The sequence below is a fragment of the Ruegeria sp. N11 genome (assembly GCF_056531525.1).
In genome coordinates this window covers 1-14,862 of the sequence record NZ_JBQFLX010000009.1, presented here as the reverse complement: position 1 = coordinate 14,862, position 14,862 = coordinate 1, and the positions used below count along the sequence as shown (strand labels likewise).

17 protein-coding genes and 1 pseudogene are annotated in these 14,862 nt (G+C 57.4%); 9 read left to right on the top strand and 9 right to left on the bottom strand.

The window, feature by feature from the left end; all coding sequences use genetic code 11:
* Positions 1-26: 26 nt before the first annotated feature.
* Together ACR0J8_RS10985 and regB are read right to left on the bottom strand one after the other, a co-directional pair.
* On the bottom strand, positions 27-1,535 hold the full coding sequence (locus tag ACR0J8_RS10985; RefSeq protein ID WP_480523042.1) for a PAS-domain containing protein: 1,509 nt from the start codon (positions 1,533-1,535) through the stop codon (positions 27-29).
* A 64-nt stretch (positions 1,536-1,599) separates the two neighbouring features.
* Positions 1,600-2,997 (bottom strand): sensor histidine kinase RegB, encoded by a 1,398-nt coding sequence (gene regB / locus ACR0J8_RS10980; protein WP_480523041.1) that lies wholly within the window; start codon positions 2,995-2,997, stop codon positions 1,600-1,602.
* Positions 2,998-3,088: 91 nt separating this feature from the next.
* On the opposite strand from regB, the gene ACR0J8_RS10975 reads away from it, so the two are divergent.
* The 4 genes from ACR0J8_RS10975 to ACR0J8_RS10960 all read left to right on the top strand — a co-directional run bounded on the left by ACR0J8_RS10975 (position 3,089) and on the right by ACR0J8_RS10960 (position 5,446).
* A complete protein-coding gene (locus tag ACR0J8_RS10975) occupies positions 3,089-3,709 on the top strand; it encodes an SCO family protein (protein WP_480890162.1) in 621 nt (206 codons plus the stop codon).
* Between the two features lie 76 nt (positions 3,710-3,785).
* Positions 3,786-4,340: an ActR/PrrA/RegA family redox response regulator transcription factor gene (locus tag ACR0J8_RS10970; protein WP_170612816.1), complete on the top strand. Its 555-nt coding sequence runs from the start codon at positions 3,786-3,788 to the stop codon at positions 4,338-4,340.
* A 131-nt stretch (positions 4,341-4,471) separates the two neighbouring features.
* Entirely contained in the window at positions 4,472-4,966 is a 495-nt protein-coding gene (locus ACR0J8_RS10965) for a lactoylglutathione lyase family protein (protein ID WP_170612818.1), read from the top strand.
* Positions 4,967-5,050: 84 nt separating this feature from the next.
* Entirely contained in the window at positions 5,051-5,446 is a 396-nt protein-coding gene (locus ACR0J8_RS10960) for a DUF805 domain-containing protein (protein ID WP_170612820.1), read from the top strand.
* Between the two features lie 28 nt (positions 5,447-5,474).
* On the opposite strand, the gene ACR0J8_RS10955 is transcribed toward ACR0J8_RS10960, so the two are convergent.
* On the bottom strand, positions 5,475-6,068 hold the full coding sequence (locus ACR0J8_RS10955; RefSeq protein ID WP_170680079.1) for an HD domain-containing protein: 594 nt from the start codon (positions 6,066-6,068) through the stop codon (positions 5,475-5,477).
* Between the two features lie 206 nt (positions 6,069-6,274).
* Between ACR0J8_RS10955 and ACR0J8_RS10950 the strand changes: the two genes are divergently transcribed.
* Together ACR0J8_RS10950 and ahcY are read left to right on the top strand one after the other, a co-directional pair.
* Positions 6,275-6,589 carry a hypothetical protein gene (locus ACR0J8_RS10950; RefSeq protein ID WP_480523040.1) on the top strand — a complete coding sequence of 105 codons (315 nt, stop codon included), beginning with the start codon at positions 6,275-6,277 and terminating at the stop codon, positions 6,587-6,589.
* A gap of 101 nt (positions 6,590-6,690) precedes the next feature.
* Entirely contained in the window at positions 6,691-8,079 is a 1,389-nt protein-coding gene (gene ahcY, locus ACR0J8_RS10945; protein WP_480890157.1) for an adenosylhomocysteinase, read from the top strand.
* A 50-nt stretch (positions 8,080-8,129) separates the two neighbouring features.
* On the opposite strand, the gene ACR0J8_RS10940 is transcribed toward ahcY, so the two are convergent.
* On the bottom strand, positions 8,130-8,777 hold the full coding sequence (locus tag ACR0J8_RS10940) for a DUF899 family protein (protein WP_480523038.1): 648 nt from the start codon (positions 8,775-8,777) through the stop codon (positions 8,130-8,132).
* 191 nt (positions 8,778-8,968) lie between these two features.
* On the opposite strand from ACR0J8_RS10940, the gene ACR0J8_RS10935 reads away from it, so the two are divergent.
* A complete protein-coding gene (locus ACR0J8_RS10935; RefSeq protein WP_170807098.1) occupies positions 8,969-9,310 on the top strand; it encodes a DUF2853 family protein in 342 nt (113 codons plus the stop codon).
* A gap of 236 nt (positions 9,311-9,546) precedes the next feature.
* Here the strand turns inward: ACR0J8_RS10935 and ACR0J8_RS10930 are convergent, their stop codons facing one another.
* From ACR0J8_RS10930 to tsaD, 5 genes are all read right to left on the bottom strand, one after another.
* Positions 9,547-10,860: a hypothetical protein gene (locus ACR0J8_RS10930; RefSeq protein ID WP_480890153.1), complete on the bottom strand. Its 1,314-nt coding sequence runs from the start codon at positions 10,858-10,860 to the stop codon at positions 9,547-9,549.
* A gap of 154 nt (positions 10,861-11,014) precedes the next feature.
* Entirely contained in the window at positions 11,015-11,437 is a 423-nt protein-coding gene (locus ACR0J8_RS10925) for an EVE domain-containing protein (RefSeq protein WP_480523036.1), read from the bottom strand.
* Positions 11,437-11,706 (bottom strand): YciI family protein, encoded by a 270-nt coding sequence (locus ACR0J8_RS10920; protein ID WP_480523035.1) that lies wholly within the window; start codon positions 11,704-11,706, stop codon positions 11,437-11,439. Before ACR0J8_RS10920 ends, ACR0J8_RS10925 begins: the two co-directional genes overlap by 1 nt.
* A 1-nt stretch (position 11,707) precedes the next feature.
* Positions 11,708-12,670 (bottom strand): NAD(P)H-dependent glycerol-3-phosphate dehydrogenase, encoded by a 963-nt coding sequence (locus ACR0J8_RS10915; RefSeq protein ID WP_480523034.1) that lies wholly within the window; start codon positions 12,668-12,670, stop codon positions 11,708-11,710.
* Positions 12,667-13,764, bottom strand: coding sequence for a tRNA (adenosine(37)-N6)-threonylcarbamoyltransferase complex transferase subunit TsaD (tsaD, locus tag ACR0J8_RS10910; RefSeq protein WP_480890149.1), 1,098 nt, complete (start codon positions 13,762-13,764; stop codon positions 12,667-12,669). Before tsaD ends, ACR0J8_RS10915 begins: the two co-directional genes overlap by 4 nt.
* A 169-nt stretch (positions 13,765-13,933) precedes the next feature.
* On the opposite strand from tsaD, the gene ACR0J8_RS10905 reads away from it, so the two are divergent.
* A complete protein-coding gene (locus ACR0J8_RS10905) occupies positions 13,934-14,575 on the top strand; it encodes a uroporphyrinogen-III synthase (RefSeq protein WP_480890146.1) in 642 nt (213 codons plus the stop codon).
* Between the two features lie 54 nt (positions 14,576-14,629).
* Positions 14,630-14,862, top strand: a pseudogene (locus ACR0J8_RS10900) (hypothetical protein); the annotation flags it as partial.

Below are 14,862 nucleotides of genomic sequence, written 5' to 3'. Positions count from 1 at the left end.
CTGCGCCCGTTCGGCTGCAACCCGGTTCAGGCGCTGATCTGTTGTCGCACCATAGGCTTGCTGACGGTTTTCCCGTCCGCAAAGCGCACGATGGTTGCGCCGTTCTGCATCGGACTGACGGTGCAAAGGATGTGCGTTCCGTCGCGCATGAACAGCTCGCCGGACCATTCGGCCCGATTGTCTCGCATTTCAACAAAATCACGGATCTCGCCCAACAAGGGCGTTGCAGCACAGCGTTGTTGCCATCTCCGTGTGACCTCAAGAACCGATTCCGGTTCGAACCCGGTCTGGCCTGTGTCCTGCCACAACACGCGATACGCATCATTCGTGCAGGCCAGCGTCCCGTCATCGGCAAACACCGCAATTGCATCTGCGAGCTTGTCCAGGATCGATTGCATCAGGTCCATTTCCGAACGGAACCTTCGGGTCAACGTGATTTCCGCGGTGATATCCTCGAACAGAAACGCAACCGCCCCGTCAGGATGAGGTCGCCCGCTGACCGAATAGACGGACCCGGAGGGCAGAGACCATGTTTCCTGATAATTCCCGTCCTCGGCGGCTTCCAGAAGATCATTCATCTGGCGGCGCCAGCTGCGGTAATTCTTGGGTTCGGGCATCATGTGTTGATCGCGCAGACGGTCAAAGAAACTTGACAGGCTGGGGCGGCAACTCAGGAAATCCGGGGGCAGGGTGGTCAGGTCGATCAGGGCCGGATTGAACAGGGCCAGTTGCCGGTTGCGGTCGAAGATGACCAGACCGATGGACAGCTGGGCAAAGGTCTTGGTCATCGTCTGAACGAATTTGCGCTGCGTGTTTTCGGCGGCGACAATGGCGTTTATGTCAACGGCATAGCACAGCAGCCCTTCGGCGTGATCGACCAGCGTCAAATCGAACCAAAGCTTGCTGTCACTTTCTTTGACGTCTGCAGAAACCCGGATCCTGGTATTCAGGCGCGTATCGTCGGCCAGCGTTTGAAACAGAGGGTCTGTCAAATCGGCATCCTGTCCGCGCACTTTTCGGACCAGTGAAACATAGGCTGCGTTGCACCACCGGACACTGGCCTGATGATCCAGCAGCCAAACCGGATAGGGGGCCTGGTCCATGGCAAGTCGGATCGGGTCATTGGCGTCGCGTCTTACATGGGTGGCGGCATTGCACTGTTCCCGCAACTGAACCCGCACAACGCCGTCGATCCATTCACACACCACCTCGCGCCCGACCGTGCAATCGATCGCCGGGACCACCAGCGTCCCGGCGCTTCGGACGCAATCCGGCGTTTCGGGAAAGCTTGGGAAATCCCGATGCAGCAACCGGCGCAGATCGCCCCACTCGGCGACTTTGTCGAACCCTGTCAAAGCGATGTCCGAGTGGCTGATCAGGCGACTTTCGTCAAACAGGAAGACGGTGTCGAACAAAGACGAAGGCGAAGCCAACCCGAAACTGGCATCGTATTGCGCCTTGCGGGGCAACAGCCACTGCACTGCGAAACAGGATGAAACCAGACTGATTGCGACAAGGATGATCCAGTCGGCCATATGATCTCCGCCACCAGTAAAGTTGGGCCGGACTATGGTCTTGATTAGTTAACGGTTTCTTAACTCAAACCTCGATCGGCTGGTTGAGCCCGGACGGTACCGGCGTATCCCCGGTCTGCGCGTCAATCAGGTTGCGCGGCCACGACACTTTGACGATGGCACCCCGCCGTTCGGGATTGTCGGTCAGCGACTGGTAGGGGTCGGAACCGTTGGCAAATTCCAGCTCCGCCCCGCTGCGCTCAAGCAGGGTTTTCGCGATGAACAGACCCAGGCCCATCCCTTCGTATTCCGGACGGGTCCGCTGATCGGTTTCGGTCCTGCGCCGCCGCATGAACGGATCACCGATGCGTCCGATCATCTGCGAGGGGTATCCGCGCCCGTCATCCATGATGTTGACGGTAATCTTGTCTTCGGTCCACTCGGCCTCGACCCAGACATTGGCGCGGGCGAAATCCACTGCGTTCTGAATTAGGTTGCGCAATCCGTGGATGATCTCGGGCTTTCGCAGGATCGAGGGCTGTTGGACATCGCCGCCCTGCGCCGGACCTTCGGCAAAATGCACTTGTTTGCCCCGGTTGATATGTGGCTCTGCCGCTTCAAAGGTGACGGTTGAAAGCGGCGCTTGGCGCAGATGCAGGTCGTCTTTGCCTGCCCGACCCATATTGCGCAGAATATCGCGGCACCGGTTGGCCTGTTCGCGGATCAGGGCCGCGTCTTCTTTGAGATCAGGCCTGTCGTCCAGCTCTTCAAAAAGCTCGGAACTGGTCAGTTTGATTGTGGCAAGCGGCGTACCCAGCTCATGTGCCGCAGCAGCCACGACACCCCCCAGATCCGTCAGTTTTTGTTCACGCGCCAAGGCCATATGCGTGGCCGAAAGCGCCTCGGACATGGACTGCACCTCGGAACTGACCCGGTGCGAATACGCGCCAAGAAAAACGATGGCGATCACGATCGCCGCCCAGTTGCCGAACAGCAGGATATCGGGGATTCGCAATTCGAGCCCCAGATTGGTGCGCAAGGGCAGGTGAAACTCGGCCAGCAGCGTGGTCAGGACGATTGCCACGGCCCCGACAATCAGGGTGGAACGGGTGCTCATGACACTGGCCGAGATCGTCACCGGGCCGACCAGCAGCAAGGCGAACGGATTGTTCAGCCCGCCGGTCAGGTACAACAGGAAGGCCAGCTGCAGCAGATCGAACAGCACCATCAGAAAGTTCTCAAACTCCGACAGGCGTTTGCTGCGGGGAAACAGAAGAATTGCGGTCAGGTTGCCCATGACCGAAACGCCTATGGCCAGGTAGCACAAACCGGCCTCGAGCTGCACATGATAGGTTTGCTGCGCCACGGTGATTGCCGTGATCTGCCCGACGATGGCGACCCAGCGCAACAGGATCAGGGTGCGCAACCGGATCCAGCTGCTGCGTTCCTGACCATGCCAAAATGTGATGTTGGAATCTGCCATGGGTCAATTATGTCCTATTGCACCGGTTCCTCATGTTGATAGGTGTCCCGACCGAAACGATCAACAACCCCTCTGGTATCAGGATAACGTCATGATCCGCCTTTACGCCATTTTCGCTACCGTCATTCTTGCCGTTGGATTGGGCGCCGTCTGGCTGCTGGTGCAGGGTTCAGCGTCGGACGACAAGTTTGCCCAATGCCGGTCCAGCCAGATCGCCGGTGGCGCAGCAGCCATTGGCGGGCCGTTTGAACTGGTGAACGCGCATGGCGATACTGTCACCGACAAGGATGTGATCACCGAACCGACACTGGTCTATTTCGGTTATACGTTCTGCCCCGATGTCTGCCCCTTTGACATGTCGCGCAATGCCGAAGCGATCGACATCCTGGCCGAGCGCGGGCAGTCTGTGACACCCCTGTTCATCTCGATCGACCCGGATCGCGACACGCCCGAAGTGGTCGGGGACTATGCCTTTAACCTGCATGAACGGATGATCGCGCTGACCGGCTCGCCCGAACAGGTCAAGGCCGCCAGCAAGGCCTACAAGACCTATTACAAGGCGCAGGACAAAAGTGACGAGTATTACCTGGTCGACCACTCGACCTTCACCTATCTGGTCACGCCCGAGGACGGGTTCCTTGAGTTTTTCAAACGTGACGACACTGCGGAGCAGATTGCTGACAAGGTCGGCTGCTTTCTGGATCAGACGTGATCGGTTTGACCTTTGTCATGGCGCTGCTATGACTTAGTGCTAGGCCGAAGGCAGGAAACAGCGGAAAGAGCGGAATATGGCGGACAGTCCTCAGTATGATATCGGGCCCGATAAATCACTGCTTCTGGTCGATGATGACGAGCCGTTCCTGAGACGTCTGGCAAAAGCCATGGAAAAACGCGGATTCGAAGTTGAAACCGCAGGCTCGGTCGCGGCAGGGCGCGCCATTTCCACCGCTCGGCCCCCGGCCTATGCGGTTGTCGATCTGCGGCTTGAGGATGGCAACGGCCTGGATGTGGTCGAAGTGCTGCGCGAAAAGCGCCCCGACAGCCGGGTCGTGGTGCTGACCGGATATGGTGCGATCGCGACTGCAGTGGCCGCTGTGAAGATCGGCGCGACCGATTACCTGTCGAAACCTGCCGATGCTACCGACATCACCAACGCGTTGCTGGCCAAGGGCGACGAACTGCCCCCGCCCCCGGAAAACCCCATGAGCGCGGACCGCGTCCGCTGGGAGCATATCCAGCGGGTGTATGAACTGTGCGACCGGAACGTTTCCGAGACAGCACGGCGGCTGAACATGCACCGCCGGACGTTGCAGCGGATTTTGGCGAAGCGCAGCCCGCGTTAAGATCGAACCTAAGCTGGCATTCTCCCTTCTCTGGATGTGGAAACTCAAACAAGCGCACTATTTCGGAAGGTATTGGCAAGGGCTGCTGATACCCTTCCTCTTGTTTGCTGTTGAACGAGGAGTTTCCAAAGATGTCTGCACTAACATTTTCCCACATCGGAATAACCGTTCCGGACCTTGAAAAAGCGGTCGAGTTCTACTCCAAGGCTTTTGGGCTTTATGTCCTCATGGAACCCACCGAAGTGCTGCATGACGACAGCGCCATAGGCCAGATGTGTGACGATGTTTTTGGTGAAGGCTGGGGTTCATTCCGCATTGCCCACCTGTCGATGGGGGATGGAACCGGCATTGAACTCTTTGAGTTTCCGAACACAATCGAAGAGGAACGGCCGTTTGAGTATTGGCGTCGCGGTCTTTTTCATTTCTGCGTGCAAGACGCCAATCTGGAAGAGCGGGTTAAGATCATAGAAGAGTTAGGCGGAAAACAACGCATGAGCCAGATCCGAAAATACTATCCTGGCGAAAAGCCTTATCGAATGGTCTACATGGAAGACCCGTTTGGGAACGTATTTGAACTTTATAGCCACTCGTACGAACTGACTTATTCGGCGGGCGCGTACGTATAGGTTTGTCGGCGGCCGCACAGACGGCTGCATATCAAATAACAAGAAAAAGTGATATGTGAATGCCGTCCAATTGCGGAGGGCGGCATGAATAATCTTTCGACGGCATTTCGGCGGGCACTGTCAAATTACGCCAACTTCCACGGTCGCGCTTCGCGCGCGACCTTTTGGTGGTGGGTCCTGGCCGTATTTCTTGTTCTTTTGGTGACGCGAATTGTCGATGGTGCATTGATCGCGCCGATGCTTGGATTTGGCGCGTTTGAACCGAGCGCGGGCCAGCCGCTCTCAGTTTTGGTGTCACTTGGGCTGTTGCTTCCCAATGTGGCGATCGGGGCCAGACGTTTGCACGACATCGGGCGAACCGCTTGGTGGTTATTGATTGCCTTCATTCCGCTAATCGGAACCTTGGTTTTGATCTACTTCTACATTCAGCCAAGCGAGAGTGGTTTAAACCAGTTTGGAGAACCTGACACTTTCCCTTGAAGTTCCAGGTGGAATACGGGGATTTGGGCTACAGTTTCTTTAAAAGTTCCTCGTGACGCGCAGAATACGCCCGCCGAACCTCAACCGGCGGGCGCAACCGGATTTCCAAACCTTCTATGACCGCCCTATCCGGTCGGCCAAAGAACTTTGTCGCCTCAGCCTCGGAAAACCCCGCGATCTGCGTCGCCTCCATCCAGGCGCTGATCTTGTCGGCCTTTTTGATTTGACGTTTCACTGTTTTCGGCACCTCGGCAGGCAGGCCGAACCGGATGTGGATGGCAGCAGCCAGTCGATCATCCAGCGCGCCGTAATCTGGCCCTACGGCAGATTTCACCGGGGAAATCATATCTCCTATCACGTATTCGGGCGCATCATGTAACAAAGCAGCCAGCCGCCATTTTGCCGGTGCCTTGGGGACAATCCGGCCGAATAACTCTTCGACCAACAGCGAATGTTCGGCCACGGAATAGGCGAAATCTCCGTCCGTCTGCCCGTTCCAACGGGCCACAAACGCAAGTCCGTGGGCGATATCTTCGATTTCGATGTCCACGGGCGTCGGATCCAGCAGATCCAGACGCCGACCTGACAGCATCCTCTGCCATGCCCGGGGTTGTGTTGCCATTATACCATACCTCTCGCGACCCGCCGCGATTGCGCCTCATTTTTAGGGTATGATGTACCTGTCTGGATCACTGGCTGCCAACGTTTTCTTGAGCATTCGTGCTTTGAAGGAATGACAGTCAATCCCGACATAAAGAACTGAGGGGGGCACGCGCTCCTCCCGGTGTGCCCCTCTCGTAGCGAAACCCGTAACGAAAGGAGCTTGTCATGTTCAAGCGATTGTTCTCAATAGCCCTGACATTCGGCATGGCCGCGACAGCGCCGCCGGTGTTGGCCCAAAGCTGCGCAGTGCGCGAACACGTGATTTCCAACTTGCAGGACAAATATGCCGAGGAACTCGCCTTTGGCGGTCTGCAGAAATCGCGCGGTGCGCAATCGGTCATGGAGGTCTGGACCTCAAAGGAAACAGGCAGCTATACCGTTCTGGTGACACAGGCCAATGGCATTACCTGTATTGTCGCCGTTGGCACAGATTTCTTCGAGGCGATCCCGATTATCAAGCCTGAGGGTGCGCCAAGCTGAATTTGACGGCATAATTCCCTGTTTCCGGCTATCCAAGTTGCCACCTGCATAAAGGAATGCTAGGGCACTCCGGATCGTGATTTACCGGAGTGGAGCACCTTATGGCCGGGGACTATATCGTCAAAGACATTTCATTGGCCGGGTTTGGCCGCAAGGAGTTGGATATTGCCGAAACCGAGATGCCGGGCCTGATGGCCCTGCGCGCGGAATATGGTGAAGCCAAGCCGCTGAACGGTGCGCGCATTGTCGGTTCGCTGCACATGACCATTCAGACCGGCGTTCTTATCGAAACGCTGGTTGCGCTGGGCGCCGATGTGCGCTGGGCATCGTGCAACATCTTCTCGACCCAGGATCACGCAGCCGCCGCGATTGCCGAGGCGGGTATCCCCGTCTTCGCCATCAAGGGGCAGACACTGGAAGAGCACTGGGATTATCTGGACAAATCCTTCCTGTTCGAAGATGGCCCCAACATGATCCTGGACGATGGCGGCGATGCGACGCTGTACATCCTGCTGGGTGCCCGTGCCGAAGCGGGTGAGGACATCATCCCTGTGCCGTCTTCCGAAGAGGAAGAGGTGATCAAGAAGCAGATCGCCAAGCGCATGGCAGCAAGCCCGGGCTGGTTCACCAAGATGCGCGACCAGATCCAGGGCGTGTCCGAAGAAACCACCACTGGCGTGAACCGCCTGTATCAGCTGGTGAAAGACGGCCATCTGCCGTTCCCGGCGATCAACGTGAACGACTCGGTCACCAAGTCGAAGTTCGACAACAAATATGGCTGCAAGGAATCGCTGGTCGACGGTATTCGTCGCGCCACCGACACCATGATGGCCGGCAAGGTTGCTGTGGTTTGCGGTTACGGCGACGTAGGCAAAGGCTCAGCCGCGTCGCTGCGCGGTGCAGGCGCCCGAGTGAAAGTCACCGAAGTTGATCCGATCTGCGCGCTGCAGGCCGCCATGGACGGGTTTGAAGTGACCCTGCTGGAAGACGAAGTCGCATCGGCAGATATCTTCATCACCACCACCGGCAACAAAGACGTGATCCGCATCGAGCATATGCGCGAGATGAAGGACATGGCCATCGTCGGCAATATCGGCCACTTCGACAACGAAATTCAGGTGGCCAGCCTGAAAAACCACAAGTGGACCAACATCAAAGAACAGGTGGACATGATCAAAATGCCCTCGGGCAACCGTCTCATCCTGCTATCCGAAGGGCGTCTTCTGAACCTCGGCAACGCCACTGGCCACCCGTCTTTCGTGATGTCGGCCTCGTTCACCAACCAGGTTCTGGCGCAGATCGAACTGTTCACCAAGGGTGACCAATACAAAAACGAAGTCTACATCCTGCCCAAGCATCTGGACGAGAAAGTTGCGCGCCTGCATCTGGACCGGATCGGCGTGAAGCTGACCCAGATGGACAGCGAGCAGGCGGCGTATATCGGTGTAAAGCCGGAAGGCCCCTACAAGCCCGAGCATTACCGCTACTGATTGCGGCGAAACTCAGGAAAACGGCGGTCGATCCGGCCGCCGTTTTTGTTTCAGCGTAGTGGCGGCATGAAATCTCCGCGACCCTGCGGTGTGAAATCCAGGATGTTCCAAAGCGGCCATGCCGCATCTATGTGCCGCGGATGCCAGTCGCTGGGCTCAAAGAACAGCTCGGATCCCCAAAAATGATGAATTCCGTCCTGATCCCGTTGAAACACGTTCAGGATCGGCAGTTGATTACCGTCTTCCGTTTCAGCCAGATAGTCACGCTGGTATTCCGTACCAAGCGCTGAAAACAGGGGCAGATCATTCCAGCCCATCTGCATCTTTAACGCTGCCAGCTTCTGAGGCGTATTCTCGGCTACGACCAGAATCGATATTTTCCTTCGGATATGGGTGACTTGCCCGTTCAGCCCATCCAGAAATGCCGAACACATCGGGCAAGGGCTGGTGGCATTCGGCCCGTACATCAGAGAATAGATGGCAAGCGTGTCATGTTCGCCAAACAATGAAGACATCTTCGCGGCTTCACCGTCCAGCGACCTGAACGCATAGTCGTCTGGTACTTGCCCGCCTTTTGGCAGGCTGCGACGCATGGCTGCGACGGATTCGATTTGCGCTCTTAGTTCGGTTTCAGCCGTCAACAAAGCATTCCTGGCATTGCGATATTCGGGACTTTCGTTTGGCAGGGATACGGTCATTGCTTCCTTCGCTTTCATTATTTAACACTTATGTTAAATTAAAGCTGCGTTTCGATCAACCCCTGCTTATCCAATGGCGTTTACCTTAGGGGGGAAAGCGCGGTTTTTTTCCCTTTGTGCAAATCTCCACGCCCGCTACCGTATGTGCTGTGCTGAATGGACAGGACATGAACATCTAACAGGAGACGAAAATGGGAAAACGCGACGACCTGATCGCCAAGTATGCCGATGACCTGAAATCCAAATGCGGCATGGACCCGGACATGGACCTGCTGACCAAGGTTACGATTGGATGTGGTCCCGCCATTTATGACGCAGACGCCGCGACCGTGGCTGCCAGCCAGGAAAGCGAGCTGGAAACAGTCAAGAACAATTTCCTGATCAAGAAACTTGGCCTGTCCGACGGCCCGGAACTGATGGAAGCGATCAACAAGGCCATGGAAACCTATGGCATGTCCGAGCGCAACAAATACCGTGCTGTCGTCTATTACATGCTGACAAAGCATTTCGGCAAAGAGTCGGTCTACGGCTGATCCCGGATTCCGAATCTGATTGCGCCTGAACGGGAATCGACACCCGCTGATCTTACGGCGGGTGTGCTTAGTTTTACTTATATTCTAAACACTTGATTGTTGAACGACCTGCAAGAAACCGGGTAGGTTCAGTTCAGGACTAGGACGGTCAGAGCCAAGAATTCTATACACGTGTGGTGAGTTGGGAGCACGTGGGGTAGGGAAGGTTCTGCATCGTCGGAACCTTCCCGCATATTTCAGTTTGCGCCGCCCAACAGGCGGGCGATGAACTGGTCAAATCTGGTTTGTTTTTCGTCGCCGTCGCTTTTGCTGCTGCCGCCGCCACGTCCAGCCAGATACACCTCAATGCGGCCGGGCCTGGTTTTCACGTTGGAATCCGTAAAGTCTCGGGAAATTGCACCCAGGGCTTTCGCGGTCAGTGCCGCCATTTCCGCATCGTTCGGGTGATAGAACCGAACCTGGGTTTCCTTGACCGAATATCCCACCCGGGCTGACGCCACCACATTGGCTTCACCGTCGGCCAGAACTTTCAGCGCCACGTTTCGCGCATCCTCTGTAACTCGGGTCGGCACAATCAGCGCGACCTCGATATCCAGTTCTGGTTTTAAGTCAGGCAGTACTTCATCGGGCAATTGAGGCTCGACAATCATGCTGACTGGCGGGTCGGGGTTCAACGCCACCAAGCTGACCTGCGGTTCATCGGGCAGGTTTTCAACCTCTGTTTTTGCGACTTCCACATCATCGATAACTGCGTCTGGGGTTACTGCATCTTCGGCAACTGCGTCTTGAACCACTGGGTCTTCAACAACTGCGGCTTCTACAATGGCATCTTCGACGACCGGGGCTTCGACCACGCCTGTTTCGACTTGATCGGCCGGGGGACTCAGGTCTTCCTGAGGCGCAGGCGCGCTTTGCGCTTCTGCAGACAGGGCAGTCAGCTTGGGGTCCGGCTGTGCAACACTGTTGGAAAAGGCAGGGCTCCCTCGTTGAAGGGGCATCAGTTCCGCTCCGGGAAGGTTGATGCTGGCCACTTGGCTTCGCGGGTACACCTTTTTTCGGGAGGCCGGCGGTTCAGTTGCAATAGTGTCCGGTGCGGCAATCCTGACCGGAGGCTCATTCTCGGGGGCAGCAACCTCAGCAGTTAATTCGGGATCGCCCATCGCCGCGTCCAGAATGGCTTCATCTTCAGCGACCTGAGACCATTTGGTGGTGACCTTGGCACCGCCCCATTGCAATGCCGCGCCGCATGTCATTGCGATAAGCACAACAAGCAGGAGCCTTGTCGTGCCGCGATTGCGTTTCTTGTGCGGTCGAATTTCCGGATGTACAGGTTCCGAAACCGTTGGATCGGGCGCAGGGTCCGGGATTGCCTGCGCAGTATCCTTTGATCGTGCTACAGCTGGAATTTTGGCTACGCCATTCCTGGGGGCTGACCCATTCGTACGCGCCAGCGCCTTCTGCCGCTGCTTTCGCGCCTCTTCAAGTCGCGCCTCCCAATTTTTTGGGTTTCGCGGCTTGGACTTCCCAGTACTGCCTCTGGCGTCAGACATGGCTCAGACTTTCGAACAAGATCAAACTATGAACAAACAACACCAGAAATTAAGGTATCGCCAAAACCACAACCGAGATGCCCCCAACAGGCGAATTCCATTGGGTTATAGCATTTTGGAGGTCGCTTGAGAAGGTTTAGGCCCAAGAAGCGTTTCAATCAGGGCGGGTTTGCCCCAACGCGCAAATGGCGTCCCATTCCGATTCCGTGACCGGTTGCACGGAAAGTCGGGAGTTTTTGACCAAAACCATTTCGGCCAGACGCTCATCCGACTTGATCTGCTCCAAAGTGACTGCAGTCTCGAAAGGGCGAACGGCTTTGATATCTACGCAATCCCACCGGTCGTCATCCGTTGTGCTATCGGGATGCGCCTCGGCACAGACCTCGACGATGCCGACTATGGCCTTGTCTTTTTGCGAATGATAGAAAAAGCCGCGATCGCCTAAGGCCATCTGTCGCATGATATTGCGGGCCTGATAGTTGCGCACTCCGTCCCATTCCTCGCCCGTCTCGCCCTTGGCGACCTGTTGATCCCAGCTCCAGGTGGAAGGTTCGGATTTGAACAGCCAATACGCCATCAGCCAATGACCTTCTTCCAGGGAACCAGTTCGACCGATTTGAACAACCCAGCTTTGGCATAGGGATCGTTGTCGGCCCAGCTTTGCGCGGCTGCCAGATCTTCAACTTCCAGAATGATCATCGAACCAATCATCGCGTCGCCGTTCAGAAGCGGACCGGCCTGTGCCACGACGCCGGTTTCTTCGATATAGGCCAGGTGCGCAGCACGATTGTCCAGTCGCGTTTGCAGCGCCCCGTCCTTGTCGCGGGCGATCAGAGCGATCAGCATTTTATTCCTCCTTCAAAGGGCGATTGAGCAGCGATTGAATCGCCTTGGTTACACTGTATTCACCATGGCTGAGTTCCGCCACTGTTGTACTGATGGGCATGTCCAGTCCCTCGGCCCGGGCAATGTCGGACATGGCTTTTGCGGTGGCCACACCTTCCACTGTTGTTCCGGGGTCGAAACTATCGTTTCGACCCAAACTAAGGCCAAAACGATAGTTTCGCGACAACTCGGATGAACATGTCAGGACAAGATCCCCCAATCCCGACAGGCCCATCAAGGTCTCGGGCCGTGCGCCGCGCATGGCCGCGAAGCGCTGCATTTCCGCGAACCCCCGTGTCATCAGCGCCGCGCGAGCACTGTCGCCAAGACCGGCGCCGATACAGGCCCCACAACCGATGGCCATCACGTTCTTTAGCGCCCCACCCAATTCGGCGCCGATCAGATCAGTTGTCCGATACAGGCGCAGGTTGGTCGTTGTAAGCGCGTGTTGCAGGTGCTGGCCCGGTTCATCCTCATCGCAGGCCAGCGTCAGCGCGGTGGGCAAGCCGCGCGCGATGTCGTCGGCAAAGCTGGGACCGGTCAGCAAAGCGGGCCTTACATCCCGGGCGGTCTGGCGGATGACCGAAACCGGTCCAAGCCCGGATGTCAGTTCAATCCCCTTGCAGCAGGCCACAAGCGTCTTGTGCCGCAACAAAGGTGCATGTTCCGTGATGACTGCGCGAAGCTGCTGCATGGGTACGGCCAGCAACAGAACATCGTTGCCGGCAGCGACTTTGATATCCGACGTCACGGCGATATTCGGGCCGAGCTGAATGCCGGGAAGGCGTTTCGCGTTCTCGCGCCCGTCCTGCATGGCCCGCGCCTGATCCTGCGAGTGCGACCAGAGCGTCACAGGCCCATTTCCGGCAAGTGACACGGCCAGCGCTGTACCAAACGCGCCCGAGCCTAGGACTGAAATGCTCATGCCTTGGCGCCTTTCTTGCCGCTTCCCAGCATGGCCGGGCTGGTTTGGTCCAATGGCCACCGCGGGCGGGCGGTCAGGTCCATTCCGTCAAGTGTGCCACTGCGGAACCGTTCCAGCCCGGCATAGGCGATCATGGCCGCGTTGTCCGTGCACAGGTTCAACGGGGGTGCCGTGAACCGGGCGCCGGTTTCCGCGGAAACAGTCTCTAACGCTGCCCGAATTGCCCTGTTGGCCGCCACACCCCCTGCCACTGCAATGACAGATTCAGATGGCTTTTCGCCGAGATAGTGGGTAATCGCCCGACGGGTCTTTTCCGCCAGAGTATCGACGACGGCCTGTTGGAAGCCCGCACACAGGTCGGCCCGATCCTGACGGGTCAGGCCGTCTTTTTCACTCACGATCTGGTCCCGCATGCGCATCAATGCGGTTTTCAGGCCCGAGAATGACAAATCACAGCCCGGACGATCCAGCAAGGGCCGGGGAAAGCGGAACCGGTCCGGGTTGCCCATACGGGCTTCAGCCTCGACCGAGGGGCCGCCGGGTTGCGGCAGTCCCAGCAATCGGGCGGTCTTGTCGAACGCTTCCCCTGGCGCATCATCGATCGTGCCGCCCAAACGGGTGAATTGGTCAGGGCCATGGGCGATCAAATATTGGCAATGCCCGCCCGACACCAGCAGCATCAGGTAGGGAAATGCAATGCCGTCGGTCAGGCGCGGTGTCAGAGCATGCCCGGCAAGGTGGTTGACCCCAATCAGGGGTACGCCGGTTGCAGCACTCAACCCCTTGGCGCACATGACACCCGAGATTACCCCGCCAATCAGTCCCGGGCCGGCCGTCACCGCAATCGCGTCCATATCGTGAAGGTTCAGGCCGGACTCGTTCAGGGCCTGCGCCACGCAAACATCCAGCTTTTCAGCATGGGCCCGCGCGGCGATTTCCGGCACGACGCCGCCAAAGGCACTGTGAAGCTCTGTCTGGCCATGCACGACAGAGGACAGGATTTCAGCCCGCGCACCCTCGGTCTGGCGCACCACGGCGGCGGCCGTATCGTCGCAGCTGCTTTCCAGCCCCAGAACGGTAAGTGTTTGCACCATTGGCCTGATCCGTTGCATCATGATTGCAAAGCGGGGTATCACCCTGCGCGGACGCAAACAATCCCAAGGCCGAAGGCGCCGATAGTTGTATTTGTTGATGACCCGCCCTCACGCCGCATCCGAAAGGTTTGTTGCACAGTTGCCAAACCGCGTCAGATCGCGGGTTCAAGTGATTTACTCCCCGATTCTGGATATCAGGCCGCTTGCCGTTCAGGTTGACACAAAGGGAATGCGCGGGTTGATCTTCACCTCCGCAAACGGGGTCAATGCAGCGGCGTCGCTGGGCGTAACGCGGAACCTTCCCGCCTTTTGCGTCGGTCCCGCAACAACGTCCGCGGCCCTGTCCGCAGGATGGACTGCCCGGATGGCGGGGCAGACGGCAGAGGAATTGATGGGAGATCTGCTGCAACTCAGGCCGCAGACCCCATTGCTGCACATTCGGGGGGAACACAGCCGGGGCAATATCGCCGAGCGGCTGACCGAATCCGGCCTGACCGTGCATGAGCAGCCGGTCTATCAGCAAAAGCTGCTGCCGCTGTCGTCCGAGGCCGAGGAAATGGCGAACGACGATGATCCGGTCATTGCGCCGTTGTTTTCCCCCCGCTCGGCGCGACAATTTGCCGATATCTGGTCCGGTTCTGCCCCTTTATGGCTAGCGGCAATCAGCGAAGCGACGGCTGAACCGCTTTATGCATTGAACTATGCCCGGCTGAAGGTAGCGAAACAACCGACGCCGGGGAAAATGCGGAAAGCCGTGAAAAAGCTTGTGAAACACGCGATGCGGGTTGAGGGAAAAGAGAGCACGGATTAACTTGGTCAGGTCTGTTGTTCAGGATTTTTTGGAATCGATAAGGGGAATGTGACGGTGGCTGGTAAAACGAAATCCGATCAGGAGCCGGAGAAAGACCCTAAGTCGGAAGATATTGCCGAAAGCGTCGAAACTGAAGCCACGGATCAACCGGATAGTAAGCCCCTTGACGCGGCTGACCAGCCTAACGACGTAGTTTCCGAAGCCGAAGCCGAAGCCGAAGCCGAAGCCGAAGCCGAAGCCGAAGCCGAAGCCGAAGCCGAAGCCGAAGCCGAAGCCGAAGCCGAAGC